A 25,091-nucleotide genomic window follows, 5' to 3' on the forward strand; every position below is an offset into this window, starting at 1 on the left:
CGATCCGTCCCGGATCCGCCCGTTCCCTCCGGCCCAGCCACGACCTTCACAAGGAGCCAGCAGAATGTCCGACAAGCAGGGGTACGACCTCGTTCTCCAGGGCGGCACCGTCCTCGATCCGGCCAACGGCCGCAACGAGCCCGCCGACGTCGCGATCAGCGGCGGCACGATCGCCGCGATCGGCCCGGACCTGGCCACCGACGGCGCGCAGGTCGTCGACTGCGCCGGCTCCACCGTGGTGCCCGGTCTCGTCGAGGGGCACAGCCACATCTTCCAGGACGTCTCGAAGGTCGGCGCTCCCGCCGACGAGGCCCACCTGCGCCGCGGCGTCGTCGCGGTCGCCGACGCCGGCACCGCGGGCGCCTCGACGTTCGACGCCTTCCGCAAGGTCGTGGTCGACGCCAACGCGATCCGCGTCGTCAACTTCCTCAACGTCTCGGTGCTCGGCCTGATCGACTTCCGCTTCGGCGAGCTGCTCAACCCCGACACCCTCGTCGTCGAGGACGCGCTCGAGGCCGCCGCCGACCACCCCGGCATCGTCCGTGGCTTCAAGATCCGGCTCTCCGAGGACGTCGTCGGCCACCACTGGCAGGCCCTGCTGAAGAAGTCGGTCAGCCTGGCCGAGCAGGCCGGTCTGCCGCTGATGGTGCACATCGGCGAGACCGAGGAGCCGGTGCCCGCCGTCCTCGACTACCTGCGCGCCGGCGACATCGTCGCCCACTGCTACACCGGCAAGCCGCACGGCATCCTCGACGAGAACGGCAAGGTGCTCCCGGGCGTCAACGCCGCCCGCGAGCGCGGCGTCCTCTTCGACTCGGCCCACGGCAAGAGCAACCTGAGCTTCGACGTCGCCCGCGAGGCCATCGCCGACGGCTTCCTGCCCGACATCCTCAGCTCCGACACGAGTGCCCGGAACTGGCGCGGCCCGGTCTTCGACCTGGTCACCAGCATCTCCAAGCTGCGCGCGCTCGGCGCACCGCTCGACGAGTGCATCCGCCGCGCGACCATCGTGCCGGCGCAGGTCCTCGGCCTCGACGGCGAGGGCTACGGCCGCCTCGACGTCGGGGGGATGGCGAACGTCACCGTCCTCACCGAGACCGCCGAGGTCACCCTGCCCGACGCCTCGGGCAACTCCATCGTCGCGCCGCGCCTCGAGCCGACCACCGTCGTGCACAAGGGCGCCCTCGTCGAGACCACGCCGTGGCGGGGTGGCGCGTCGGCGTGAGGACCGTCCACCAGCTGCGGCGACAGGTCCGCGAGGGGCTGACGAGCGGGCGCCGACAGGTCGGCACCTTCGTCAAGCTCGCCTCCCCGGACGTCGTCGAGCTGGCCGGGCGCGCCGGGCTCGACCTCGTCGTGGTCGACCTGGAGCACTCGACGCTCACCGAGCCGGACGCGATCGGCCTGGTCCGGCACGCCGCCCTGTGCGGGATCCCCGCGCTGGTGCGGCTGCCGGAGGTCGACGCCCCGCTCGTCGCGCGCCTGCTGGAGAACGGCGCCGCCGGGATCCAGCTCTCCACCCTGCGCTCGGCGGCCGAGGCCGCGCGGCTGCGGGACGCCTGCCGCTTCGCGCCGGCGGGCTCCCGCTCGGTCAGCCTGGCCAACCGCGCGGCGGGCTTCGGGGAGGTCCCGCTCGCGGACTTCCTGCAGATCGAGGCCGCCGACCCGCCGCTCCTCGTCGGCCAGATCGAGACCCCCGTCGAGGAGGCCCTCGCCGACGTGGTCCGCGGCCTCGACGTCGCCTTCGTCGGCACGACCGACCTCGCCGTCAGCCTCGGCCTGCCCGCGCCCGCGGAGCTGGCGGACGCCGTCGGCGCCGTCCGCTCGGCCGCGGCCGAGGCGGGCGTGGCCTTCGGTGGCTGGACCGGCACCCTCGCCGACGCCGATCGGCTGGGCCTGGCCGCGGCGTCGTACGTGCTCGTGAGCTCGGACCTGCAGCTGCTCGCCCACGGCCTGATTTCCCTGGGGGCCGTCGTACCTGTCGCATCTGAGGAGGAAGCGTGACCGCACTCAACCCGTCGCTGTTCGGCAAGGTCGTCAACTGGGACGACCTCCCCCAGCGGGAGATCCGCCCCGGTGTCCGGCGCCGGATCTTCGCCACCGACGAGGTCCTGATCGCCCATCACGAGCTCGAGGTGGGGATGACGCTCAACCCCCACACGCACGAGGACTTCGACCAGCTGGTCTTCATCGCCTCGGGGCGCTGCCACTACTACGTCGCCGGTACGCCGCACGAGATGGGCCCGGGTTCGTTCCTGCTCGTCCCGCGGGGCGCCGAGCACTACGTCGAGCCCACCGAGGGACCCTGCGTCAACATCGACTACTTCGTGCCGCCCCGCGCGGACCTGCTGGAGAAGCTCGAGCTGCCGATCTGACCCGGTCGCCCTCGTTGCGTGAGGCCGAGCTGCTGCGCGAACTCGATCGCGCGGCAGCCGGTCCTGGGGGATGATGAGGACGTGGTCGATGCGGACGTGACAGGACAGGCGATCGGGCCCCACGGGGACGAACCCCACGAGCAGGGCTTCAACGACCGGCTCAACTGGCTCCGTGCCGGTGTGCTCGGGGCCAACGACGGCATCGTGTCGACGGCCGGCATCGTGCTCGGCGTCGCCGGCGCCACGAGCGACCGCTCGGCCATCCTGGTGGCGGGCATCGCAGGACTGGCCGCGGGCGCGATGAGCATGGCCGCCGGCGAGTATGTCTCGGTCAGCACCCAGCGCGACTCCGAGGAGGCGCTGCTGGCCAAGGAGCGCCGCGAGCTGCGCGAGGACCCCGACGAGGAGCTCGCCGAGCTCGCCGGCCTGTACGTCGACAAGGGGCTCGACCCCGACCTGGCACTCCAGGTGGCGCGCCAGCTCACCGCCAACGACGCGCTGGCGGCGCACGCCGAGGTCGAGCTCGGCATCGACCCTGACGACCTCACCAGCCCGTGGAAGGCCGCCTTCGCGTCGATGCTGTCCTTCACCATCGGCGCGCTGCTGCCGCTGCTGACCATCGTCCTGGTGACCGCCGAGGCGCGGGTCCCCGTCACGGTCGTGGCGGTGGTCGCCGCGCTGGTGCTCACCGGCTGGCTGAGTGCCCGGTTCGGCTACGGCTCGCCCGGCCGCGCCGTGCTGCGCAACGTCCTCGGCGGCCTGCTCGCGATGGCGGTCACCCACGGCATCGGTCAGCTGGTCGGGACCCAGGTCTAGCCCATGCCGCGGATCTTCACCGCCGTCGTCCCTCCGGACGACGCCGTCGAGCATCTCGACGCCTTCCTCGAGCCCCGCCGCGCCGCGGCGCCCTTCCGCTGGACCCGGCCCGAGCACCTGCACGTCACCCTCGCCTTCATGCCGGCAGCGGCCGAGCACCGCATCGACGGGTACGTCGACCGGCTGGCCGAGGTCCTCGACGGCATCGCGCCCGCGGAGCTGTCGCTCGCCGGTGCCGTCGTCTTCCCGAACGTCGCCGAGGGCCGGGTGCTCGCCACCGGTGTCGCGGGTGGGACCGACATCCTCGCCACCGCCTCGGTCCGGGCGCGCAATGCCGCCGTGGCCTGCGGCATCGAGGTCGACGGCCAGCAGTTCCGGCCACACGTCACCGTCGCGCGCACGGGCGGGCGGCCCACCGAGCTGACCAGCTGGGTCCGATTGCTGGACGCCTACGCCGGACCGGCATGGCCGCTCGGGTCGGTCCGGGTGGTCGCCTCCCACCTCGGTGAGGGCCCGCGCCGCTCGCCGCGCTACGAGATCCTCGCCGAGATCGTCCTCTGAGGTCAGGGTGGCTGTCGCGCTGCGGCTTCATCACGGGATGTAGCTGAATCACCACTTCTGTAGCGGAGCTCCGCTACAGAAGCGCGGCCTCGCCTACATCCCGTGATGAATCCGGCACCGGCCGACCGGCACCGGCCGACCCGCACCGGCCGACCCGCACCGGCCGCCCGGCCGCGACACCCGGAGCGGCGGGACTCAGTTGGTGAGATGCCCCTGCTCCCGGGCCAGCCGGATCAGGTCGTTGGAGTTGCCCGCCTCGATCCCGATGCTCCGGAACTTCTCCCGGGTGCGGGCCAGGTGGGTGCGCAGGGTGCCCTCGCTGATGTCGAGCAGCTGCGCCGCCTTCGGATAGGGCAGTCCGTCGGCCAGCGCCTGCAGGATGTCGACCTGCCGGGCGGACAGGTCCGCGACGGCGGCGTCGGTGAGCAGCGCGTGGGCGAGCGGGCCCGAGCAGCAGAACTCGCCCTCCGCCGCGGCCGAGACCGCGGCCACCAGGGTGCTCAGCGGGTCGGACTTGAGCAGCACTCCCGCGGCGCCGAGGGCGACGGCGCGGCGGAGGGGGACCGCGGTCTGCTCGCTGGTGTAGAGCAGCACTGCGGCACCGGCCCGGGCCAGTAGCGGGATGGCGTCGTACGACGCGCCGTCCTCGAGCCAGAGGTCGAGGATCACCACGTCCGCCCCCACGCCGGACGTGGCGAACTCCTCGACGGTGGTGCAGGACGCGACGACCTCGAGCCCGTCCTGGGCGAGGACGCGGCTGACCACGCCCTCGCGGACGGACTCGTGGTTGTCGATGACGGCCACCCGGATCACGGGACCGACTCCATCGGGTGCCGGGCCTCGGCGCCAGTCGGCGGATCCGGCCACACCAGGACCAGGGTCCGGACCTCGTCCTGGAGGACCGACCCCCGGCCACCGTCGAGCCGGAGCGGCGGGATGCACACGATCCGGACCGCCTCGCCGGGGCGATGGGGTGGGACCACCGTGACCACGTGCTGGTCCGTCGCCGCCCGCAGCACGGTGTCGAGGCTGTGCCAGGCCGCGACCGGGATCTGCCCGGGGCCGGAGGTGCTGCGGATGCTCAGCGTGACGCCGCGGGTACGGGCGGCGCGCGCGAGCTCGCGGGTCGACTCGGGAAGGGGCTCGGCGACACCGAGCTCGTCGCGGCATTGCGCCGACAGGACGGCGGCGGTCCGGGGCGCATCGGCCGCGGTGCCGGCGAGCACCGCCTCCAGGTAGGGCACCACGTCGTCGTCCAGCCGGGCCAGGAACCGGTCCCGGGCCTCGGCGAGCTCGGTGCGCCAGCCCAGGTCCTCGTCCTGGGCGGTCTGGACGGCGACCGTCCGGGCGATCGCGCGGCCGGCCCGGCGGAACACCACCGCGGCGACGATGGCGGTGCCGCCGTTGACCAGGCAGGTGGTGAACGCGCCGACCGGCTCGAGGACGCCGAGGGAGGGATCCCGTCCCGCGCACCAGGCCACGGTTCCGGCCAGCCCGACGATCGCGAGGACGGCGAGGGCGGGCCGGGCGCCGAAGGCGATCAGGAGGAGCCCGACCGAGGCGTAGCCGACCACCCACGACTCGGCGGAGAGGAGTGCGCCGTCCGGCTGCCGGGCGAGGTCCAGGACGACGAGGGCGTAGGTCGCGAGGGCGAACCCGGTGACGAGCAGCGGCCCCAGCACCACCTCGCCGAAGCTGGCCGAGCGTCGGCCGAGACGGACCGCCAGCAGCACGATGAGGAGGGTGAGGGCGAGCCAGACCAGGGCGCTGCGCCAGGCCGATGTCTCCGGGAAGCGGGCCGCCAGGTAGGCGTTGGCCAGGATCGAGGGGAGCACCGTCAGGACGTAGACCCGCCGGTGGGGCAGTGGCCGTACCCGCCCCTTCGGCCCGGGCGGCTCGGCGGGCGTGATGGCCGCCGGCCAGCTCAGCCGGACCCTCGTCCCCGAGACGTCGCTCTCCACGATGCCGACGCCGCCCACGTCGTCCATCCGTGCGAGGACGGACTCGCGGATCCCGAAGCCCGGCACCGATCCGGCGGGCATGCCGCGCCCCCGGTCCGTGATCTCGAGCCGGTGGGTCCCCTCGAGCTCGTCGACCGTCACGGTCGCCGCCGCCACGCCCGCGTGCCGGTCCACATTGCGCAGCGCCTCGGCCGCGGCGCCACGGAAGGCGTCGACGACCCGGGGCGGCGGGGCCGAGCGCCAGCCGCGGCCGTCGGCGGTCACCGTCGCTCGCGCGTCGCGCTGCAGGTCGGCGGCGATGTCTCCCGGAGCGGTCGGGGTGCCTGCCAGGGCGCCGAGCGCCCGCCGGACGTCGTACGCGACCGTCTCCGGCGGGCGCTCGAGCTCGATGGCGCGCAGGGCGGTGATGATCTCGTCATGGACGAGCCGTCGCGCCTCGTCCTGAGCGTGCTCCGCATTGCTCGCCGTCCGGGCCGTCGCCGCGGCCGCCCGGGTCTGCGCCGCGAGCAGGTCGGCCCGACCGGCGGCCGCCCGCATGTGGCTGAGGACGACGAGGACCGTGATCGAGGATGCGGCGGGCAGGATCCACCTGTCGACCGACTCCGCGAAGGTCAGGTCCGTCGCGGCGGTCATCGCGGCCACCGCGACGGGGCCGGTGGCCACGATCGCGGCCACGCCGGCGAGGGTGCGCAGGCCGAAGCCGATCACCGCGAGGTGGATGAGCTGGATGCCGTTCGCGGGGAGTGTGTGGCGGGCGTAGGAGGGGACGTCGGCGCTGGCGACGAGGACGACGGACGCCAGCAGCGCCAGTCCGGCGGGGGCCAGGGCCGCGGCCGTCAGCCCGGTCGCCCCGCCGCCGCGCATGCCGAGCAGGCACAGCAGGACCACTCCGGCCTGGGCGCCGAGCAGGACGGCGACCCACGGCCGGCCGCCCGCCGCGTCCACGCTCCCCGCCGTCGCCATCATCATGACGAGGCCGGCGAAGGCGATGCAGACGAGCACCGCCCGGTCGACGGAGGTTCGCCAGGATCGCTGCACTCCCGCACCCTAGGGATCGGCCGCGATCGACGCCGGATGTTTCAGTGTTCTCGACCGTTGAAACGGCCCAGCCGTGTCCGGCGGGGGAGGGGCGGCGGCGCACGCCCCGCCGTGAGACGGTGGGCCCCGTCGTGCGGTGACCGAGGGGCAGGAGAGGCTGTGCTCGACGGGGCGAGGGCGAGGCGGCTCGGGAGATACTTCGTCGACGGCATCGTGCCGTCGCCGCAGGCGCGCTGGGCTACGACGAGCCTCTACCTGGCGCTGCGGAACGCGTTCTTGATGGGGGCCATCGGGTTCGACGTGCTGCTCGCGGTCAGTGTCGTGGTCGAGGGGGCCGGGCACCGTTGGCTGGCGCCGGTGCTGGCGCTGACCGCGCTCGCCACCTGGCTGGCGTGGGCCGGCATCGTCGACAGGGTGCCGGCCTGGACCTCGGTCTGGGCGACCTTCGCGGTCTCGACGGCTGCAGCGTGCGTGACGAGCTCGGCCGAGAGCGTGCTGCTCTTCGTCTCCATCTGGATGGTGCACCTCGCGACCGCGCTGCCTGCCGTACTGCTGCGCGGCTGGAACGCCTTCGCCACGCACTTCGTGGGTTGCGTCGGGTACTCGGTCGCGGTGGCGATCGTCCATCCCTCGTGGGGTCCGGTGATCCCGCAGGGTCAGGTCGTCGCCGGCTACGGGATCATGCTGGCGCTGCGCGCCGGTGTGGCGGTCCTCGCCGAGCTGGCCGCCGGCGCCGATGCCCGCGCCGCCGCCGACGAGGAGCAGTTCGCCCGTCTGGCCCAACGCCGCGTGCATGGGCGCGAGGTCGCCGAGAACGCCCGGATCCTGCACGACACGGCGATCAACACCCTGGCTGCCATCGCCAGTGGCGGCGGCGCGACGCGCGATCTCGCCCTGGTCCGAGAGCGCTGTGCCGGCGACCACCGGGTTCTGGCCGCGCTGCGTGCGGGCGCCGTCGGCGACGCGCAGCGGCCGTTCGCCGCCGTCGACCGGATCGGCATCGCGGTGGAGCGCAGCGGCCTCGACGAGACCGCGCTGGCCGCAGAGCTGGCGGGCTGCTCGCCGGTCGTGCGTACGGCGCTGGACCGGGCGGCGTTCGAGCTCGTCCAGAACGCCGCGAAGCACGCGGGCACCGGGTCGGTCCGCCTCGAGATCCACACGGTGGACGGTCGGCTCGAGATCGTGATCGCCGACGACGGCGTCGGCTTCGACCCGGACATGACACCGCGCCGTGGCCTGGCGAGCTCGGTGTTCGCACGCGCCGCCGACGCCGGCGTCGAGGTCGAGCTCCGCTCGTCGCCCGGCCGGGGAACGACCGTCGTGCTGCGCCCGCCGCGCCCCGCGACGGCGTCTCGAAGCGGCATCGCCGAGTCCGTCGACGCCGACGCGCTGCTGGCGGTCGTCAGGTCGGTGCGCGCGGGTGCGGTCTGGTTGTGGGCGACCGGCCTGCTACTGGTCGGTCTGTGCCTCGAGCTGACCAACCTCGCCGGACGGCTGACTCCGACGTACGGTGCGCTGGGCCTCGGCGCGGTGGGCGTGGTCCTCGGGTGGGCGACCCGACGGGTTCGGACCGGTCCGGTGCGCCTGCTCGTCGACGGGATCCTGGTGGGCGTGGTCGTGGCGTCCTTCGCGCTGGCCGTCGCGACCTCGGAGCTGGGGCGGGTCGAGCCGGCGCTGTGGCAGGTGCTGGCGGACACCGGCACGCTGGTCCTGCTCCGCGGCGTGGGTGGACCGCACGCGTTGCGCGTGGGCCTGGTCGCGCACCTGACGACCGGCGTCGTGCTCGGCGGCGTCGTGTGGCCCGACTCCGGCACGGCGGCGCTGATCGTGGTCGCCGGCGCTGCCATCGGCGCGTACTTCCTCGCCGGCTGGCTGCGCTTCGACCGGGCCCTGGGCGCGATCGGACGCCGGCTGGCCGAGAACCAGCGGACCGTCCTGCGGGCGCGCGTCGAGGAGGACCTGCGGGTGCGCTCGGAGGAGCTGCGGGAGAGCTGGCGCCGGGCCGGCCTGGAGCGGGTCGAAGTGCTGCTCGCCGGCCTCGCCTCGGGCGAGCTCGACCCCGGTGACGAGCAGGTCCGTCAGGACTGCGGCGACGAGGAGTTCCAGCTCCGCAAGCTCATCCAGCTGGACCCCGAGCTGATCCGGTTGATGCCCTGGCTGCTCCAGGCGGTGGGCGCCGCCCGCGAGCGCGGCGTCGACCTGAACGTCCGCAGCGGTGCCATCGAGCCCTCGGACCAGGCGACGGTGGAAGGGATCGGGACGACGATCCTCGCGGCGGTGCGCTCCGCCGAGCGCGGTGAGGGGGTGACGGCCTCGCTGTACCAGCTCGACAGCGGGAAGCTCTCGCTGATCCTGGTCGCCCCGCACCCGCTGTTCGCGGCCGCCCCGGCTGATCTCGGCGGCGCGCCGGTGTCGGTGACGACCGTCGGTGGCATGGACATGCTCGAGGCGCGGCTGCCCGTGTGAGCGGTCGGCGGCGGCTCACCTGCCGAGGGCCGGCCCCGCGGTGCGGAGCCGGCCCTCGTTGTACTGCTGGGTACGACAGGTGTCAGCCGAGTGCCTTGACGATGTCCTCGACGCGGTCCTTGGCGTCGCCGAACAGCATCTGGCTGTTGTCGCGGAAGAACAGCGGGTTCTGCACACCCGCGTAGCCGGCGGCCATGGAGCGCTTGAAGACGATGACGTCCTTGGCGTTCCAGACCTCGAGGACCGGCATGCCGGCGATCGGCGAGGACGGGTCCTCCGACGCGGCCGGGTTGACCGTGTCGTTGGCACCGATGACCAGGACGACGTCCGTCTCCGGGAAGTCGTCGTTGATCTCGTCCATCTCGAGCACGATGTCGTAGGGCAGCTTCGCCTCGGCGAGCAGCACGTTCATGTGGCCCGGGAGACGCCCCGCGACAGGGTGGATGCCGAACCGGACGTCGATGCCCTTGGCCCGCAGCTTCGCGGTCAGGTCGGCGACCGGGTACTGCGCCTGCGCCACCGCCATGCCGTAGCCCGGCGTGATGACGACCGAGGACGCGCCGGAGAGCAGCTCCGCGACGGCGTCGGCCTGGATCTCGCGGTGCTCGCCGTAGTCCTTGTCGTCGCCCGCGGGGGCCTCGATGCCGAAGCCGCCGGCGATGACGGAGATGAACGAGCGGTTCATCGCCTTGCACATGATGTAGGACAGGTAGGCACCGGAGGAGCCGACGAGCGCACCGGTGACGATGAGCAGGTCGTTGCCGAGCAGGAAGCCCGACGCGGCCGCGGCCCAGCCGGAGTACGAGTTCAGCATGGAGACCACGACCGGCATGTCGCCGCCGCCGATGGAGGCGACCAGGTGCCAGCCCAGCGCCAGTGCCAGGAGGGTGAGGACGCCCAGCAGGATGTCCGCCGAGGTGTTGTCGTGGGTGTCCATCGAGACGTAGATCGCGGTCAGGATCGCGAACAGCACCAGCGAGCCGATGTTGATGACGTTCTTGCCCGGCAGCATGAGCGGGGCGGACTTCATCTTCGCCGACAGCTTGAGGTTGGCGACGATCGAGCCGGTGAAGGTGACCGCACCGATGAAGATGCCGATCGCGACCTCGGCCTCGTGGATGTTGACCAGGCTGTCCATCGACTCGTGCGAGCCGAGGATGTGGCCGTTCCAGCCGATGGCGACGGCCGCGAGACCGACGAACGAGTGCAGGAGCGCGATGAGCTCGGGCATCCCGGTCATCTCGACGATCTTCGCGCGCCACAGGCCGATCGCGCCGCCGATGGCGATGGCGGCGAGCATCAGGACGATGACCAGCGCGCGGTCGTCGATGAACTCGCTGACGTCGATGACGGCAGCCACGGTCGCGACGAGGGCGACGGCCATGCCGACGATGCCGAAGGTCAGACCGCTGCGCGCCGACTCGTGCTTCGACAGGCCCGCCAGCGACAGGATGAACAGCAGCGCCGCGACGATATAGGCCGCGCCGGTGATGGAGAGGATGTCCATGGATCAGGCTCCCTTGCTGAACATCGAGAGCATGCGGCGCGTGACCGCGAACCCACCGAACACGTTGATCGAGGCCAGCAGGATCGCGACCACGGACAGGCCGACGACCAGCTTGTCGTCACTGGCGACCTGGACCAGGGCGCCGACCACGACGACACCGGAGATGGCGTTGGTGACCGACATCAGCGGCGTGTGCAGGGCGTGCGCGACCTTGCCGATGACGTAGTAGCCGATCACGATCGACAGCATCAGCACCGTGAAGTGGCGACGCAGGTCCTCGGTCGGGGCGAGGGCGTTGATCAGCCAGAACACGCCGATCGCGCCCAGGACCCAGCCGACCTTGGCGCCGGCCGACATCGGCGGCTTGGCCTCCTTGACGGGGGCAGCGGCGGCAGGCGCGGCGGCCGGAGCGGCGGAGACCTGCACGGCCGGCGGCGGCCAGGTGATCTGCGCAGCCGCGCCGTCCCGGCCATCGACGACCGTGATCCCGCGCTGGACGACGTCGTCGAAGTCCAGGCCCAGGCTGCCGTCCTTCTCCGGGGTCAGCAGCTTGAGCAGGTTGACGATATTGGTGCCGTAGAGCTGCGACGTCTGCGCGGCCAGGCGGCCGGCGAGGTCGGTGTAGCCGAGGATCGTGACGCCGTTGGCGGTGACGACCTTCTGGTCGGCGACCGTGCCGGCGGCGTTGCCGCCGTTGGCCGCGGCCATGTCGACGATCACGGAGCCGTTGCGCATGCCCGCAACCGTCTCGGCGGTGAGCAGGCTGGGAGCCGGGCGCCCGGGGATCAGCGCGGTGGTGATGACGATGTCGGCGGCGCGCGCCTCCTCGTCGTACATCGCGGCGGTCGCGGCGACCTGGGCGGCGGACATCTCCTTGGCGTAGCCGTCGGAGGAGACCTCCTGCTCCATGTCGACGTGGACGAACTGCGCGCCCATCGACTCGACCTGCTCGGCGACCTCGGGACGCACGTCGAACGCGCGGACGACGGCGCCCATCGCGGACGCGGCGCCGATCGCGGCGAGGCCGGCGACACCGGCACCGACGACGAAGACGCGGGCCGGCGGGATCTTGCCGGCCGCGGTGACCTGACCGGTGAACATCCGGCCGAACTCGTGGGCCGACTCGACGACGGCGCGGTAGCCCGCGACGTTCGCCATCGAGGACAGCACGTCCATCGACTGCGCGCGCGAGATCCGCGGCACGGCGTCCATGGCCAGCGCGGTCACGCCCTGCGCCTGCAGCTTCTCGAGCAGCTCGGGGCTGCGGCCCGGCGCCATCATCGAGATGATCGTGGCGCCGCGGCGGAGCCGGCCGATCTCCTCGTCGGTGGGAGCGTTGACCTTGACGACGACGTCGGCGGCCCACACCTCCTGCGTCGTCCCGACCCGCACGCCGGCCTCGGTGAACGCACTGTCGGGCTGGTCGGCGAGGTCGCCGGCGCCTGACTCGACGATCACGTCGTAGCCGAGGTTGGTCAGTTGGGTTACGGTCTTTGCGGTCGCCGCTACCAGGGTTTCGCCCTGTTTCGACTCGCGCGGGATGCCGATCAGCATCGAGCCTCCAGCCCTTCTGTGGATAAACGCGAGCCAACCTACACAGAGCGCACCCCCTCGCGGGGGGCGTCTTACGTGTGACGTACGTCTAGGGGACGCACGCTTGCGCCGGACCGCTCCGGGGTGCCTCGTGGCTGCCTCGCGGGGTGTCCGGCCGGGGTGTCCGGCCGGGGTCGTGGGGGTCGGCGGATCAGCCGGCGGCGATCCCGTACATCCGGTCGCCGGCGTCGCCGAGGCCCGGGACGATATAGCCCTTCTCGTTGAGCCGCTCGTCCATCGCCGCGGTCACGATCGTCACCGGGATCTCCAGGTCGCCCAGCTCCTGCTCGAGCCGGGCGCAGCCCTCGGGCGCCGCGAGCAGGCAGACCGCCGTGATGTGGTCGGCGCCGCGGTCGACCAGGAACCGGATCGCCGCCGCCAGGGTGCCGCCGGTGGCCAGCATCGGGTCGACGACATAGCACTGGCGGCCGGACAGGTCGTCGGGCAGCCGCTCGGCGTAGGTCGTCGCCTCGAGCGTCTCCTCGTTGCGGACCATCCCGAGGAAGCCGACCTCCGCGGTCGGGAGCAGCCGGACCATGCCGTCCAGCATGCCGAGGCCGGCGCGCAGGATGGGCACCACCAGCGGGCGCGGCGTCGCAAGGCGGGTGCCGGTCGTCGGCGCGACCGGGGTCTCGATCTGCGTCGGCTCGACCCGGACGTCGCGGGTGGCCTCGTAGGCCAGCAGGGTCACCAGCTCGTCGGCGAGGGAGCGGAAGGTCGGCGAGTCGGTCTCCTTGTTGCGGAGCACGGTCAGCTTGTGGGCGACGAGGGGGTGGTCCACGACGAGGGTGCGCATGCACGGGAGCCTAGTGCCGTCGTCGGGATCACGGGACGTCACCCGACAGGGGGAGAAGTCGGGCGACCAGCGGGCTCCGCCCTGCCGGCGCGAGCGTCTCGGGGTCCGTGACGCAGGTGGCCACGACCCGACGCGGAGGACGTATCCCTCCCCCGGAGTGGAGGGCGGGCAGGGACGTCGGCAAATCCTCTGGCCCTGCGGGGGTCCACGTGTCACGCTTGATGTCATGACCGCTAGCGGGACGGCCATCGAGTCGGTCGACTTCGCCCTCGCCGCCTACCGCGAGGAGGGCGTGTGGCAGGTCGCCGAGCTGGCGCCCGACCATGCCCTCGACGTCGAGACCCTGGCCGGCGCGCTGCGCCGGTTCCCCGGTGACGGCGGAGCTGTCGGGCTGGTCGCGGTCGAGGAGGACTTCTTCGTCGTGGTCCGGGTCGCCGGTCCCCGCACGCGGGTGATGCTCTCCGACGTCACCGCGGCGACCGAGTGGGAGCTGGCCGCGATCGTGGTCGAACACCTCGGCCTGCCGGCCGTCGATGACGACGACGACCCCGAGCCCGCCGGCGATCTCGAGCTGCTCAGCGACCTCGGCGTCGACGCGATGGATCTCGCCGCGATCCTCGACGACGACGAGCTCTACCCCGACGAGATGCTGTCCGAGATCGCCCGCGGCCTCGGCTTCGGCGACCTCTTCGACGACGCCGTCGGCCTCACCTCCGCGTGAGGGCGCCGATCCCGGTCGCCCGCTGGGAGGAGCCGATGCGGGCCGCGCTCGCCGAGGCATCCGCCGCGCTCCACACGGGCGACGTCCCGATCGGCGCGGTCGTCGTCGACGGCTCGGGGGCTGTCCTCGGCACCGGCCGCAACGTCCGGGAGCGGGACGCCGACCCGACCGGCCACGCCGAGGTGGTCGCCCTGCGACAGGCCGCGGCGGCGCGGGGCGAGTGGCGGCTGTCCGGCTGCACCCTCGTCGTCACCCTCGAGCCCTGCACCATGTGCGCCGGCGCCGCCGTCCTGGCCCGGATCGACCGGCTCGTCTTCGGCGCCTACGACGACAGGGCCGGGGCGGTGGGCTCGCTGTGGGACGTCGTCCGGGACCGCCGGCTCAACCACCGGCCCGAAGTCGTCGCCGGCGTCCTGGCCGTGGAGTCCACCGCGCTGCTGGACGGCTTCTTCGCCGGCCGGCGCCGATGAGTCCGGGCCTGGCCGCCGGTCCGTACCCCGTATGACGACACTCGACCTCGGCCCTGCCACCACCACCCTGCGCGACCTGGTGACCTCGGTGGGCGACGACCAGCTCGCCCTCCCGACGCCGTGCTCGGCGTACTCCGTCGGCGACCTGGTCGACCACGTCGGCGGCCTCGCCATCGCGTTCACGGGCGCCGCCCGCAAGGAGCCGGTGCCCGGTGCCGAGCAGGGCGGCAGCGGCGACGCCTCCCGGCTCGAGCCCGGCTGGCGGGATCGGATCGACCGGAGCCTGGCGGAGCTCGCTGAGGCATGGCGCGACCCCGCGGCGTACGACGGCGACACCCTGGCCGGACCGGTCGAGATGTCCGGTGCCGAGGCCGCGGCGGTCGCCCTCAACGAGGTGGTCGTGCACGGCTGGGACCTCGCGATCGCCCTCGGCGTGCCGTTCACCGTGCGGGAGGAGGACGTCGCCGCGTGTCTCGCCTTCGCGGAGCCGTTCTCCACGCCCGAGGCCGCGGCCTTCCGCGGTGACGCCTTCGGCGAGGTGCTGCCCGTCCCGGCCGGGGCCCCGCCGCTGGTGCGGCTGCTCGCGCTGCTCGGCCGCCGCGCCTGACCGCGCTCAGAGCTCGGCGGCGGCCTCGTCGGCTCCGGCCACGCAGAACTCGTTGCCGGCGGGATCCTTCAGCGTGACCCAGGAGAAGCCCTCCTCGCCGCGCCGTCCGACCATCGTGGCCCCGGCCGCGACCAGCCGCTCGACCTCGGCGGCCGGGTCGGACGCGGCGAGGTCGAGGTGGAGGCGGTTCTTGCCCGGCGTCGGGTCGTCGACCTTCTGGAAGGCGAGCGCGACCGGCAGGGAGCCCCCGCGCACGAAGACGAACTCGCCGCCGTAGGGGTCGTCGACCTCGGCGCCGAACTGGCCGGCCCACCACGCCGCGAGCGGAGCGGGGTCGGTGGAGTCGGTCGTGATCATGCCCAGGGTCAGTGCCATGCCCGGGACGCTAGACCGCGCCACCGACACCCGGCCCCGGGAGCGCGCGCAGCTCCTCGTCGGTGAGCAGCCGCGACCGGATGAGGAAGCGCACGCCGTACGGCGCCTCCAGGGAGAAGCCGGCCCCGCGCCCGGTCACCACGTCGATCGTCAGGTGGGTGTGCGACCAGTAGGCGAACTGGGCCTTCGACATCCAGACCGGCACCGCCCGGTCCAGGCCGATGTCGAGGTCGCCGAGGCGGACGTCGGCATCGCCGAGCAGCAGGTCGCCGTCGGGGTAGCACATCGGCGCCGAGCCGTCGCAGCAGCCGCCGGACTGGTGGAACAGCAGCGGACCGTGGGCCGCGGTGAGGCGGCGGAGCAGGTCCACCGCCTCACCCGTGACGTCCACCCGCCGTACCCCGCGGGTCGGGGCCATCAGAAGAAGCCGAGCGCGTCCGGGCTGTAGGACACGAGCAGGTTCTTCGTCTGCTGGTAGTGCTTGAGCATCATCTTGTGGTTCTCACGGCCGATGCCCGATTGCTTGTAGCCGCCGAAGGCCGCGTGCGCGGGATAGGCGTGGTAGTTGTTCGTCCACACCCGGCCGGCCTGGATCTCCCGGCCCGCGCGGAAGGCCTGGGACCCGTCGCGCGACCACACGCCGGCGCCGAGACCGTAGAGCGTGTCGTTGGCGATCTTCAGGGCGTCGGCCTCGTCGTCGAAGCTGGTCAGCGACACGACCGGGCCGAAGATCTCCTCCTGGAAGATCCGCATCGAGTTGTCGCCCTCGAACACGGTCGGCTGCACGTAGTAGCCCTCGGCGAGGTCGCCGTCGAGGACCAGCCGGTCGCCGCCGGCGAGGACGCGAGCGCCCTCCTGCCGGCCGATCTCGAGGTAGGAGAGGATCTTCTCCAGCTGGTCGTTCGACGCCTGAGCGCCCATCATCGTCGTGTCGTCGAGCGGGTTGCCCTGCTTGATCGCCTTCACCCGCTCGATCGCGTCGGGGACGAACCGGTCGTACATGCTGCGCTGCACGAGCGCCCGCGACGGGCAGGTGCAGACCTCGCCCTGGTTGAGCGCGAACATCGTGAAGCCCTCGAGCGCCTTGTCGTAGAAGGCGTCGCGCTCGGCGGAGACGGAGTCGAAGAAGATGTTCGGGCTCTTGCCGCCGAGCTCCAGGGTCACCGGGATGATGTTCTGGCTGGCGTACTGCATGATCAGCCGGCCGGTGGTGGTCTCGCCGGTGAACGCGATCTTGGCGATGCGGGAGCTCGACGCGAGGGGCTTGCCGGCCTCGACGCCGAATCCGTTGACGACGTTGACGACGCCGGCGGGCAGCAGGTCGCCGATGACCTCCATCAGCTTGAGGATCGACCACGGCGTCTGCTCGGCCGGCTTGAGGACGACCGCGTTGCCCGCGGCGAGCGCCGGAGCCAGCTTCCAGACGGCCATCAGGATCGGGAAGTTCCACGGGATGATCTGGCCGACCACGCCGAGCGGCTCGTGGAAGTGGTACGCATAGGTGTTCGCGTCGATCTCCGAGATCCCGCCCTCCTGGGCGCGGACGCAGCCGGCGAAGTAGCGGAAGTGGTCCACCGCCAGTGGCAGGTCGGCGTTGAGGGTCTCCCGGACCGCCTTGCCGTTGTCCCAGGTCTCGGCCACGGCCAGCGCGGCGAGGTTCTCCTCGATCCGGTCCGCGATCCGGTTGAGGACGTTCGCGCGCTCGGCCGGTGAGGTCCGGCCCCACGCCGGCGCGGCGGCGTGGGCGGCATCGAGGGCGGCCTCCACGTCCTCCGCGGTGCCGCGGGCGATCTCGGTGAAGGCCTTGCCGTTCACCGGCGAGACGTTCTCGAAGTAGTCGCCCTTGATCGGGTCGACCCACTGGCCGCCGATGAAATGGCCGTAGCGGCTCTCGACGGCGACCAGCGAGTCGGGCTGTCCGGGCGCGGCGTAGACGGTCATGTCTGCTCCCTTGGAGGTGTCGGGACCGTCGGTGTGACGGCGATCACGACGCTAGGGAGCGCGACGTTGCAGGTTCGTTGCGCGGACCGCGGCCTCGTTTCCTCAGGCGAGTTCCGCGTCGAGTCGGGCGACCTGCCCGTCGACGAGGGCCCGCATCGGCGACGCCGCCGGTACGACGGCCCGCTGGGCCAGCCACATCTCGTAGTCGTCGCGTCCCCACCCGGACCGGGTCCAGGTCGACATCAGGTCCGGCGCCTTCGAGCGGAGCAGTGCCTGGCGCAGCGAGGCGGCCAGGCCCTCGCGCAGCCGCACGACACCGGGCGCCGTGGACCGGGGGAGCACCGGCCCGGCGTACCCGCGCATGGCGCCGCGCAGGTCGCCGGCCGCGAGCTGGGCCTCGACAGCCAGCCAGTCGCCGCTGACCGGCGCGCCGAGCCGGTAGGGACGCGAGGCGAGGAGCTCGTCGCCCAGCAGCCCGCGCAGCCGGTTCAGCTCGGCACGCAGGGTCGAGGTACCGCCGTCGGCCTCGTAGAGCAGCACGCCCAGCTCGTCGCCGGTCAGGCCGGCGGGGGAGGCGGCGAGGAGCGCGACGATCTCGCTGTGGCGGCGTGAGAGCCGCAGCCGGGTGGGCCGTCCCCGCCCGTCGTCGACGCTGACCAGCGCCTCGTCGTGGCCCAGCAGCTCGAGCACCAGCCGCAGCCCGGTGTCGCGGTCGGTGCGCGCCGGCGGCGGCGCCTGCCGAGCGAGCTCGGCCTCGGCCAGGCGGGCGGCGGCCCGCACCATCGCCATCGTCTGGGGTACGACGATCGCGTCGCCGCCGGTCACGTCCAGCACGCCCAACAGCCGGCTGGTCCCCGGGTCGTGGATGGGCGTCGCGGCGCAGCTCCACGAGCGCACCGACGAGCGGAAGTGCTCGTCGCGGGTGATCAGTGCCTCGCGGCCGGTCGCGAGCGCGAGCCCCGGCGCGTTGGTGCCGGCCAGTCGCTCGTCCCAGTTGCTCCCCTCGACGAAGCCGATCCGCTCCGCCTCGCGCAGTCGCTCCGGCGTACCGCACACCCAGAGCAGGGTGCCCTCCGCGTCGGCCAGCGCCATCACCGCACCGCAGGCCCGCACCTCCCGCCCGAGCACGTCGTCGAGCAGCGGGAACACCCGCGCCAGCGGATGCGCCTCCCGCTGGCCCCGCAGGTCGGGGATGTCCAGCGCGATCGGAGCCTCCCGCAGGGTGACATCCACCCCGGCGGCCGCCGACCGCTCCCACGACGCCGCGACCTCCGCGCGCATCCCGCCGCCTCGGCGCGGTCCGGCGGTGGTAGTCGTGAGTCCGGGCACGGCGTCTCTCCCCACATGATGAGCCTCTCTCGCGCCGACGATCCCGCACAGAGGTTGCCATCAGGTTGCATCGGCGCGCTGCGCCCCGGGCCCACGGGCTGCCCGAGCGTCGGCCGGACCTGCCGTACGCCGTGGTCCCGGGCGATTTCGGGCCCGCCCCGCCGCTCCGGTAAGGTCTCCCGCGGTGGCGTGTCCGAGCGGCCTAAGGAGAACGCCTCGAAAGCGTTTGTGGGCGCAAGTCCACCGAGGGTTCAAATCCCTCCGCCACCGCCATGTGATGTCGCACGACATCGGCGACGGACCCACGGAAACGTGGGTCCGTTCGTCGTTCTGGGACGTCCGGGTCCGCGTCGGCGCGCGCGGCGCCGCCTCCGGGATCAGTACGCTGCGGCGGGCGAACCGCCCTCGAACCCGTGGCTGCGCGCCTGGTGGCGCTCGAGCAGGTCGGCGAACCGGGCGCTGTCGCCGGCGAGGGCGGCGTCGAGCAGCCCGCGGTGCTCGGCGAGGACCTGTTGCGGCTCACCGGCGATGCGGCCCGCGCTCTGATTGATCGACAGCAGCTGGCGATCCTGGAGGCGGTCGTACATCGCGAGCATGAGGTCGTTGTCGGCGAGCGCCACGAAGGTGCGATGGAACCGCAGTGCCAGGCGGGCGAACGCCGGGACGTCGCCGGCGTCGAGGGCTCGCTCCTGCTCGTCGAGGTTCTCCCGCTGCCGGCTCTCGATCTCCTGGCGCGCGGGCGCGGTGGACCGGCTGACGCCCGCTGTCTCGAGAGCGTGGCGGACCTCGGCGGACTGCTGCACCTCGCGCGCGCTGAGGCCGTTGACCAGCGCCCCGCGCTGGGCGTAGATGGTGACCCAGCCCTCCTCCTGCAGGCGCACGAGGGCCGCGCGCACCGGAGTCCGGCTCATCGCCAGCGTCGCGGCGAGCTCGTTCTCGCTCAGCATGGTGCCGACGGCGAGCTCACCGCCGAGGATCGCCTCCCGGATGTGCGCGTAGGCGCGCTCGCCCGCGCTCGGGCCCGTCCCCCGACCGCTCATGGCGTCTCCTTCCGCTCACCGTGCCGGTGTCCGACGTGATCCTAGGGACCGCCGCGGGCCGACTGCTCGGCACGACTGGGATGCATCTAGGATACAAGTCTCCTGACCCATGCCTGCTCGAATGCGGAGGATCTCCTGTGCCACCCCTCGACCGCCCCGACCTCACCCGGCCGAGCGGGGGCCGCCGTCGCGGCGTACTCCTCGTCGTGGCACTGGCGGTCGTCGGTGTGCTCGGGGTCGCGCTCCTCGTCTCCGGCCTGCGCGACGACGGAGGCGGCGGCGACGGCGGCGACGGCGGCGACCGGGCGGCCGGCAGCGAGCGGGACGCCCAAAGCGAGGACGGCGCGTCCACGGAGCCGGCGGCGCGGGACGACGACCCCGGCCTGGCGCGCCGGCTGCCCGGCGACCCGATGGCGGTCGGCGACCCGCGGGCACCGGTGGCGATCGTGGAGTACGCCGACTTCCGCTGCCCCTTCTGTGCCAAGTACGCGCGGGAGACGCTGCCGCGGCTGGTCGAGAAGTACGTCGACGCCGGTCTGGTGCGCTACGAGTTCCGTGACCTGCCGATGTTCGGGGAGGACTCGGAGAATGCCGCCCTCGCCGGCCGCGCCGCGGGCAGCCAGGGCCGGTTCTGGGAGTTCTTCGACGCGCTCTACGGGGCGGCGCCGGACTCGGGCCACCCGCCCCTGCCGCGGCAGCGCCTCCTCGAGCTCGCGGAGGAGGCGGGGGTGCCCGATCTCGGTCGGTTCGAACGGGAGATGGACGACCCGGCCACCCGGCGCGCGGTCGAGGCCGATCTCGCCGAGGCCCGGGAGCTGGGGCTCACGTCGGTGCCCTTCTTCGTGATCGACGACGTCGCCCTCTCCGGTGCGCAGCCGTGGGAGGTGTTCGAGCAGGTCATCGACGAGCAGCTCCAGGAGCGTGGCCTCCCGGAGGGGGACTGAGGACCGTGCAGCTCCAGGCCGGCGTCGACGTCGGGCTCGTCGCCGCCCTGCTCGCGGGACTGCTCACGCTGCTGAGCCCCTGCTCGGTCATGCTCCTGCCCGCCTTCTTCTCCGCCGCCTTCGGGGACCCGCGTCGCCTCCTCGGGCGCACAGCGGTCTTCTATCTGGGCCTCGCGACAGTGCTGGTGCCGATGGGCGTGGCGGCCGCGACGCTGGGCGGCGTCCTGGTCGAGCACCGCTCGACGATCGTCGCCGTCACCGCGGTCGTGCTGGTGCTGCTCGGCTGTGGGCAGGCGCTGTCCCTGCGGCTGCCCGGACGGACGGCGGGGCCGGCCAGGTCCACCTCGGCCGTCTCGGTCTACCTGCTCGGCACGGTGTACGGCGTCAGCGGTGCCTGCTCCGGTCCGCTGCTCGGCGCAGTGCTGGCCTACGCCGCCTTCGGTGCGGGCCCGGCGTACGGCGGCACGCTGATGGCCTTCTTCGCGGCGGGCATGGCGATCCCCCTGCTGCTCCTGGCCCTGGTCTGGCGACGCTCCCCGGGTGCGCGGGTCGCCGTACGGCCGCGGCCGTTGGTCGTCGGCCCGGTGCGGACGACCTGGGCGCAGGTGGCCGGCGGCACGGTCACGATCGCGATCGGCGTCGTGCTCCTTCTCACCGACGGCTTCGCCGAGGTCGGCGGGCTCGGCTCGGTCGGAACCCAGGCCTGGTTCGAGGAGCGGGCCTCGGACCTCGCCAGGCACGCGTCGGACCGCACCCTGCTGGGGGCGCTCCTGATCCTCGTCGCGCTCCTCGGCATCATCCGGTTCCTGCGCTCGGCGCCCCACCGCGATCCGGACGCGTAGCCGCGCGCCGGCCGGCCGCGTACCAGAGGACGACCGGGACGAGGGCGAGGGCGAGCATGCCCCCGCCGAGGGCGAGGGTGGGGAAGCCCGTCAGTCGGACCACGAGCCCGGACGCGGCGCCGCCGGTGGCGCCGGCGAGGGCGATGAGGACGTCGACCGTGCCCTGGGTGCGGGCCCGGTCGTGCCACGTGGTCGCGTCGACGATCAGGGTGGTACCGGCGAGCAGGCCGAAGTTCCAGCCCAGGCCGAGCAGGACCAGTGCGACCGTCAGCCAGGTCATCGACGTCGGAGGCGCAGCCGCGGCGACGATGCCCGCGGCGAGGAGCGTGGCCCCGGCGGCGGCCGCCATCGGCAGCCGGCCCACCCGGTCGACGAGGCGGCCGGTGAGCAGGGACGGCAGGTACATCGCGGCGATGTGAAGGCTGATCACCAGCCCGACGGCCTGCAGCCCGTGATCGTGGTGGCGCATGTGGATCGGCGTCATCGTCATGATCGCGGTCATCGTGCACTGGGTCAGCACCATGACGGTCGCGCCGACGACGACCCCCGGGGCGATTCCGCGCCGGCGGGGAGCCCCTCCGGGCACGGCCTGCTCGCTCGTCGGCGCACTCGGCTCGACGGCCAGGGTGCGCGCCACGTGCAGCGGATCGGGGCGCAGCAGGACGAGGAGGCACAGCCCGGCGGCGCCGTACGCGACCGCCGCGAGCAGGAACGGACCCGCCAGGCGGGGTACGCCGACGGCACCGGCGAGCTCGCCCAGCGGGCCCACCAGGTTGGGGCCGGCGACCGCGCCGAAGGTGGTCGCCACCATGGCTGCCGCGGCGGCCGTCGCACGCGTCGCCGGTGTCGCCAGGTCCGTCCCGGCGTACCGGGCCTGCAGATTGGTCGCCGTCCCCGACCCGTAGACCAGCAGGGATGCGAAGAGGAGCACCGGATTCTCGATCACGGCGGCGGCGACGATGCCGACCGCGCCGGCGGCTCCGGCGAGGAAGCCTGCGGCCAGTCCGAGGCGGCGACCGGCGCGCTGCGAGTAGCGCCCGATCGAGAACGCGGCCACCGCCGACCCGAGCGTGAAGACGCCGGAAGGCAGTCCGGCGACGCCCTCGCTGCCGAGCATGTCCTCGGCGATGAGCCCGCCGACGGTGACTCCGGCCGCGAGGCCGGCACCGCCGAAGACCTGGGAGGTGATGACGACGGCCAGCGTCCGACGCTGGATCGCGCGGACCGCCGGGTCATCGGCCGTGGCCCCGCGAAGCGGTGGGGCTGCGTGTGTGGAACGCGAAGCGAAGGGGTCCACGTGACTGCGCTTCCTGTCGTGGTGCGGCCGCGGCCGCGGCATCGCGACTAGGGTACAACTTGTATCCCAGTGTCCGTACCGAGCCCGGCGAAGGCCCGGGAGAGGATGGGGCCATGCGCCCGGAGTTCCGCACCGCCACGCCCGACGACGTCCCCGCGCTGGTGGCACTGGTGGAGTCGGCGTACCGCGGCGACGCGTCGCGCGCGGGCTGGACCACCGAGGCGGACCTGTTGCACGGCCAGCGCACCGACGTCGACGACGTCGCGCGGGTGGTCGAGGCGGCGGACAGCGTGGTGCTGGTCGCCGTCGCGCCCGAGGACGGTCGCCTCGTGGCCTGCTGCCATGTGGAGCGGCGGGGCGAGCGCGCGTACTTCGGACTGTTCGCGGTGGACCCGACCAGCCAGGGCGGTGGCCTGGGCCGGCAGATGATGGAGCGTGCCGAGGAGGTCGCCCGGACGACCTGGGGGAGCAGCCACCTGGAGATGACGGTGATCCGCCAGCGCACCGACCTGATCGCCTACTACCTGCGCCGCGGGTACGTCGACACGCAGGTGCGCTCGCCGTTCCCGTACGGCGACGAGCGGTTCGGGCTGCCCCAGCGCGACGACCTGGAGTTCACGCTGCTGGAGAAGCTGCTCGGCTGACCCCCGGTGCGTCCGTGTCCCCCGTTCGGGTGACAAACGCCGGCCCAGGACGGCGTTCGCCCGCCCGAGGCGGGACGTTCGACCTAGCCTGCGGGAGGGACAGGTCTACGGCCACGGGCCGTACGGGTGACCGGCGAGATGCCGCAGCGCGGCCAGGGCCGGGCTCAGGGGGGAAGATGGAGCCTTGCTCCGAGGAAGAGCTGTTGGACCGGGTTCGTCGGGGGGACGAGCCCGCGTTCGACGTGCTGTTCGTGCGGCACCGCGCCTATGCGCTGGGCGTGGCACGACGCGTCGTCGGTCACCGGGACGCGGAGGACGCGGTCGCCGATGCCTTCGCCCGGATCTTCGCCATCATCAAGAACGGTGGAGGGCCGACGACGACGTTCCGGCCGTACCTGAGCGTCACGGTCCACAACGTCGCCGTCAACCGACTGCGGGGGCAGAGCCGTGAGCTGACCACGGAGCCGAACGATCTGATCCCGCTGCTGATCGAGGACGACGCCTCCGGCCAGCACCTCACCAACCGGGTGGTGCGTGACGCGTTCACGACGCTGCCCGCCCGTTGGCAGCAGGTGCTGTGGCTCTGCGAGGTCGACCGGGTCCCGCACGAGGAGGTCGGCGACCTCCTCGGCATCAAGCCCAACGCTGTCGCCGCGCTGGCCCTGCGGGCCCGACGCGGGCTCGCGGACGCCTACCTCGCCCAGTACGCGCAGGCTGCCGGCGCGGCCGAGTGCACGAAGGTCGTCAGCTACCTGCCCGGGTATGTCAACGGCCACCTCGCCCGGTCGCGACGGGAGGTCGTCGACCGGCACGTGCGGGACTGCGGCTCCTGTGCCGTCGCGATCATCGAGCTCGGCGAGGCGCGCCGCGACGTCAGCGCGCTGCTCGCTCCGCTCGCGCTGTCGGTGGCCGCGTCGGGAGCGGCGGGGACGGCGGCGGCCGGTGGGATCGGCGCCGTCCTCGGCGGTTCGACGGGCAAGTCGCTCACGGCCGTCCTCGCCTCGACGGCCGTCGCCGGCGCGGTGGTCGGCGTCGCGCTGGCGGCGGTCCGCATGGCCGCGCCGGACGTGACCGACGTGCCGGTCACGACGGCGCGGACCCAGACCGGCGCGGCGGCGTCTCCGGCCCCCTCCGTGCACCCCCGAACGGACCGTCGGCCTCCGCGGGCCGCCTCCCGAGCGGCACCCCGGGTCGCTGCGCCGGTCGGCCCCTCGGGGCGCGACCGCTCCGTCGACGAGCTGGACGGCGCTCTCGGCTCGGCGGCCGCGGAGCCGACGCCCTTGCCGCCACGGGCCGAGGCGCCCGCGGTCCCGCCGAGCAGCACGCTGCCCTCGCCGACGGACACCCCGACCGACACCCCGACCGCCGGCGCCGGCGACCCGCGCCTCGCCGTCCCGGCCTGGGGCACGTCGCCCGCCGGCCCCGCGTGGCGGCGGGTCACGGTCCGGGTGGACGGGGACGGACATCCCGTCCAGGTCGTGATCAGCGGCGTCGGCGCGACCCGCTACTGCCTGGCCGTCGGCGACGCGGCGGCGGACGCCTGCGCCTCCCGACCCGGGAACGCGCTGTGGGTCGACACGGTCCTGGCCGGGTCCGGGACCACGCAGCTGACGGTCGACGTCAAGGCCGCGCAGGCGACGTACCTCAGCTTCGGCATCGTCGGGGTCGAGGGTCGCGACGCCGACCCGGGCAACAACGAGCGGGCGATCTCGGTGCCCTCGCCAGGACGCGACGACGCGGAGACGACCGGCTCCGTCGACTGATCCGG

Annotated in this window: 24 protein-coding genes and 1 tRNA gene; 14 read left to right on the forward strand and 11 right to left on the reverse strand. The window is 73.3% G+C overall.

Going from position 1 to position 25,091, the window contains the following annotated elements; all coding sequences use genetic code 11:
* The first annotated feature begins 64 nt into the window (after positions 1 to 64).
* The 5 genes from QJ852_02605 to thpR all read left to right on the forward strand — a co-directional run bounded on the left by QJ852_02605 (position 65) and on the right by thpR (position 3,752).
* On the forward strand, positions 65 to 1,225 hold the full coding sequence (locus QJ852_02605; protein WGX97334.1) for a TatD family hydrolase: 1,161 nt from the start codon (positions 65 to 67) through the stop codon (positions 1,223 to 1,225).
* Positions 1,222 to 2,004, forward strand: a complete 783-nt coding sequence (locus QJ852_02610) for an aldolase/citrate lyase family protein (GenBank protein WGX97335.1) — start codon at positions 1,222 to 1,224, stop codon at positions 2,002 to 2,004. Before QJ852_02605 ends, QJ852_02610 begins: the two co-directional genes overlap by 4 nt.
* Positions 2,001 to 2,375, forward strand: coding sequence for a cupin domain-containing protein (locus tag QJ852_02615; protein ID WGX97336.1), 375 nt, complete (start codon positions 2,001 to 2,003; stop codon positions 2,373 to 2,375). The genes QJ852_02610 and QJ852_02615 overlap by 4 nt, the downstream gene beginning before the upstream one ends.
* A gap of 81 nt (positions 2,376 to 2,456) precedes the next feature.
* A complete protein-coding gene (locus QJ852_02620; GenBank protein WGX97337.1) occupies positions 2,457 to 3,191 on the forward strand; it encodes a VIT family protein in 735 nt (244 codons plus the stop codon).
* A gap of 3 nt (positions 3,192 to 3,194) precedes the next feature.
* Positions 3,195 to 3,752, forward strand: coding sequence for an RNA 2',3'-cyclic phosphodiesterase (thpR, locus tag QJ852_02625; GenBank protein WGX97338.1), 558 nt, complete (start codon positions 3,195 to 3,197; stop codon positions 3,750 to 3,752).
* 195 nt (positions 3,753 to 3,947) lie between these two features.
* Here the strand turns inward: thpR and QJ852_02630 are convergent, their stop codons facing one another.
* Both QJ852_02630 and QJ852_02635 read right to left on the reverse strand, forming a co-directional pair.
* Positions 3,948 to 4,565: a response regulator transcription factor gene (locus QJ852_02630; GenBank protein WGX97339.1), complete on the reverse strand. Its 618-nt coding sequence runs from the start codon at positions 4,563 to 4,565 to the stop codon at positions 3,948 to 3,950.
* Complete coding sequence (locus QJ852_02635) at positions 4,562 to 6,751, reverse strand: hypothetical protein (GenBank protein WGX97340.1); 2,190 nt, start codon at positions 6,749 to 6,751, stop codon at positions 4,562 to 4,564. The genes QJ852_02630 and QJ852_02635 overlap by 4 nt, the downstream gene beginning before the upstream one ends.
* A gap of 213 nt (positions 6,752 to 6,964) precedes the next feature.
* Here QJ852_02635 and QJ852_02640 point away from each other — a divergent pair, with 213 nt between their 5' ends.
* Positions 6,965 to 9,217, forward strand: coding sequence for an ATP-binding protein (locus QJ852_02640; GenBank protein WGX97341.1), 2,253 nt, complete (start codon positions 6,965 to 6,967; stop codon positions 9,215 to 9,217).
* Positions 9,218 to 9,299: 82 nt separating this feature from the next.
* Here the strand turns inward: QJ852_02640 and pntB are convergent, their stop codons facing one another.
* The 3 genes from pntB to upp form a co-directional block, all read right to left on the reverse strand.
* The gene (pntB, locus tag QJ852_02645) at positions 9,300 to 10,724 is read right to left on the reverse strand and encodes a Re/Si-specific NAD(P)(+) transhydrogenase subunit beta (GenBank protein WGX97342.1); all 1,425 of its coding nucleotides are present in this window, start codon (positions 10,722 to 10,724) and stop codon (positions 9,300 to 9,302) included.
* A 3-nt stretch (positions 10,725 to 10,727) separates the two neighbouring features.
* A complete protein-coding gene (locus tag QJ852_02650; protein ID WGX97343.1) occupies positions 10,728 to 12,278 on the reverse strand; it encodes a Re/Si-specific NAD(P)(+) transhydrogenase subunit alpha in 1,551 nt (516 codons plus the stop codon).
* A gap of 190 nt (positions 12,279 to 12,468) precedes the next feature.
* Complete coding sequence (upp, locus tag QJ852_02655; protein ID WGX97344.1) at positions 12,469 to 13,113, reverse strand: uracil phosphoribosyltransferase; 645 nt, start codon at positions 13,111 to 13,113, stop codon at positions 12,469 to 12,471.
* 226 nt (positions 13,114 to 13,339) lie between these two features.
* Here upp and QJ852_02660 point away from each other — a divergent pair, with 226 nt between their 5' ends.
* Genes QJ852_02660 through QJ852_02670 form a run of 3 tightly spaced genes read left to right on the forward strand, consistent with a single transcriptional unit; the run spans position 13,340 to position 14,911 of the window.
* Positions 13,340 to 13,834 carry a tRNA adenosine deaminase-associated protein gene (locus QJ852_02660; protein WGX97345.1) on the forward strand — a complete coding sequence of 165 codons (495 nt, stop codon included), beginning with the start codon at positions 13,340 to 13,342 and terminating at the stop codon, positions 13,832 to 13,834.
* Positions 13,835 to 13,869: 35 nt separating this feature from the next.
* Positions 13,870 to 14,304 (forward strand): nucleoside deaminase, encoded by a 435-nt coding sequence (locus QJ852_02665; GenBank protein WGX99521.1) that lies wholly within the window; start codon positions 13,870 to 13,872, stop codon positions 14,302 to 14,304.
* A gap of 31 nt (positions 14,305 to 14,335) precedes the next feature.
* A complete protein-coding gene (locus tag QJ852_02670; protein ID WGX97346.1) occupies positions 14,336 to 14,911 on the forward strand; it encodes a TIGR03086 family metal-binding protein in 576 nt (191 codons plus the stop codon).
* A 6-nt stretch (positions 14,912 to 14,917) separates the two neighbouring features.
* Here QJ852_02670 and QJ852_02675 read toward each other — a convergent pair whose 3' ends face one another.
* The 4 genes from QJ852_02675 to QJ852_02690 all read right to left on the reverse strand — a co-directional run bounded on the left by QJ852_02675 (position 14,918) and on the right by QJ852_02690 (position 18,508).
* Positions 14,918 to 15,286 (reverse strand): VOC family protein, encoded by a 369-nt coding sequence (locus QJ852_02675; GenBank protein WGX97347.1) that lies wholly within the window; start codon positions 15,284 to 15,286, stop codon positions 14,918 to 14,920.
* 10 nt (positions 15,287 to 15,296) lie between these two features.
* On the reverse strand, positions 15,297 to 15,704 hold the full coding sequence (locus QJ852_02680; GenBank protein ID WGX97348.1) for a DUF779 domain-containing protein: 408 nt from the start codon (positions 15,702 to 15,704) through the stop codon (positions 15,297 to 15,299).
* The gene (locus tag QJ852_02685) at positions 15,704 to 17,227 is read right to left on the reverse strand and encodes an aldehyde dehydrogenase family protein (protein ID WGX97349.1); all 1,524 of its coding nucleotides are present in this window, start codon (positions 17,225 to 17,227) and stop codon (positions 15,704 to 15,706) included. Before QJ852_02685 ends, QJ852_02680 begins: the two co-directional genes overlap by 1 nt.
* 102 nt (positions 17,228 to 17,329) lie before the next feature.
* Positions 17,330 to 18,508, reverse strand: coding sequence for a GAF domain-containing protein (locus QJ852_02690; protein WGX97350.1), 1,179 nt, complete (start codon positions 18,506 to 18,508; stop codon positions 17,330 to 17,332).
* 231 nt (positions 18,509 to 18,739) lie between these two features.
* Between QJ852_02690 and QJ852_02695 the strand changes: the two genes are divergently transcribed.
* A tRNA-Ser gene (locus tag QJ852_02695) sits at positions 18,740 to 18,829 on the forward strand.
* 104 nt (positions 18,830 to 18,933) lie between these two features.
* On the opposite strand, the gene QJ852_02700 is transcribed toward QJ852_02695, so the two are convergent.
* A complete protein-coding gene (locus QJ852_02700; GenBank protein ID WGX97351.1) occupies positions 18,934 to 19,596 on the reverse strand; it encodes a GntR family transcriptional regulator in 663 nt (220 codons plus the stop codon).
* A 137-nt stretch (positions 19,597 to 19,733) separates the two neighbouring features.
* Here QJ852_02700 and QJ852_02705 point away from each other — a divergent pair, with 137 nt between their 5' ends.
* Positions 19,734 to 20,540 carry a DsbA family protein gene (locus QJ852_02705; protein WGX97352.1) on the forward strand — a complete coding sequence of 269 codons (807 nt, stop codon included), beginning with the start codon at positions 19,734 to 19,736 and terminating at the stop codon, positions 20,538 to 20,540.
* A gap of 5 nt (positions 20,541 to 20,545) precedes the next feature.
* Positions 20,546 to 21,382, forward strand: coding sequence for a cytochrome c biogenesis CcdA family protein (locus QJ852_02710; GenBank protein ID WGX97353.1), 837 nt, complete (start codon positions 20,546 to 20,548; stop codon positions 21,380 to 21,382).
* Here the strand turns inward: QJ852_02710 and QJ852_02715 are convergent.
* The gene (locus QJ852_02715) at positions 21,336 to 22,721 is read right to left on the reverse strand and encodes an MFS transporter (protein WGX97354.1); all 1,386 of its coding nucleotides are present in this window, start codon (positions 22,719 to 22,721) and stop codon (positions 21,336 to 21,338) included. The genes QJ852_02710 and QJ852_02715 overlap by 47 nt on opposite strands.
* A gap of 71 nt (positions 22,722 to 22,792) precedes the next feature.
* Between QJ852_02715 and QJ852_02720 the strand changes: the two genes are divergently transcribed.
* Both QJ852_02720 and QJ852_02725 read left to right on the forward strand, forming a co-directional pair.
* On the forward strand, positions 22,793 to 23,323 hold the full coding sequence (locus QJ852_02720; GenBank protein ID WGX97355.1) for a GNAT family N-acetyltransferase: 531 nt from the start codon (positions 22,793 to 22,795) through the stop codon (positions 23,321 to 23,323).
* Positions 23,324 to 23,526: 203 nt separating this feature from the next.
* Complete coding sequence (locus QJ852_02725) at positions 23,527 to 25,086, forward strand: sigma-70 family RNA polymerase sigma factor (protein WGX97356.1); 1,560 nt, start codon at positions 23,527 to 23,529, stop codon at positions 25,084 to 25,086.
* The last annotated feature ends 5 nt before the right edge of the window (positions 25,087 to 25,091 follow it).

This window comes from Nocardioides sp. L-11A (genome assembly GCA_029961745.1).
Lineage (GTDB): Bacteria > Actinomycetota > Actinomycetes > Propionibacteriales > Nocardioidaceae > Nocardioides.

Bases quoted from the DNA above. Each gene is read 5' to 3' on its own strand.
- QJ852_02605 (WGX97334.1), top strand. From the start codon at position 65: ATGTCCGACAAGCAGGGGTACGACCTCGTTCTCCAGGGCGGCACCGTC.
- thpR (WGX97338.1), top strand. From the start codon at position 3,195: ATGCCGCGGATCTTCACCGCCGTCGTCCCTCCGGACGACGCCGTCGAG.
- pntB (WGX97342.1), bottom strand. From the start codon at position 10,724: ATGGACATCCTCTCCATCACCGGCGCGGCCTATATCGTCGCGGCGCTG.
- QJ852_02650 (WGX97343.1), bottom strand. From the start codon at position 12,278: ATGCTGATCGGCATCCCGCGCGAGTCGAAACAGGGCGAAACCCTGGTA.
- upp (WGX97344.1), bottom strand. From the start codon at position 13,113: ATGCGCACCCTCGTCGTGGACCACCCCCTCGTCGCCCACAAGCTGACC.
- QJ852_02660 (WGX97345.1), top strand. From the start codon at position 13,340: ATGACCGCTAGCGGGACGGCCATCGAGTCGGTCGACTTCGCCCTCGCC.
- QJ852_02665 (WGX99521.1), top strand. From the start codon at position 13,870: ATGCGGGCCGCGCTCGCCGAGGCATCCGCCGCGCTCCACACGGGCGAC.
- QJ852_02670 (WGX97346.1), top strand. From the start codon at position 14,336: ATGACGACACTCGACCTCGGCCCTGCCACCACCACCCTGCGCGACCTG.
- QJ852_02675 (WGX97347.1), bottom strand. From the start codon at position 15,286: ATGGCACTGACCCTGGGCATGATCACGACCGACTCCACCGACCCCGCT.
- QJ852_02680 (WGX97348.1), bottom strand. From the start codon at position 15,704: ATGGCCCCGACCCGCGGGGTACGGCGGGTGGACGTCACGGGTGAGGCG.
- QJ852_02685 (WGX97349.1), bottom strand. From the start codon at position 17,227: ATGACCGTCTACGCCGCGCCCGGACAGCCCGACTCGCTGGTCGCCGTC.
- QJ852_02690 (WGX97350.1), bottom strand. From the start codon at position 18,508: ATGCGCGCGGAGGTCGCGGCGTCGTGGGAGCGGTCGGCGGCCGCCGGG.
- QJ852_02700 (WGX97351.1), bottom strand. From the start codon at position 19,596: ATGAGCGGTCGGGGGACGGGCCCGAGCGCGGGCGAGCGCGCCTACGCG.
- QJ852_02715 (WGX97354.1), bottom strand. From the start codon at position 22,721: ATGCCGCGGCCGCGGCCGCACCACGACAGGAAGCGCAGTCACGTGGAC.
- QJ852_02720 (WGX97355.1), top strand. From the start codon at position 22,793: ATGCGCCCGGAGTTCCGCACCGCCACGCCCGACGACGTCCCCGCGCTG.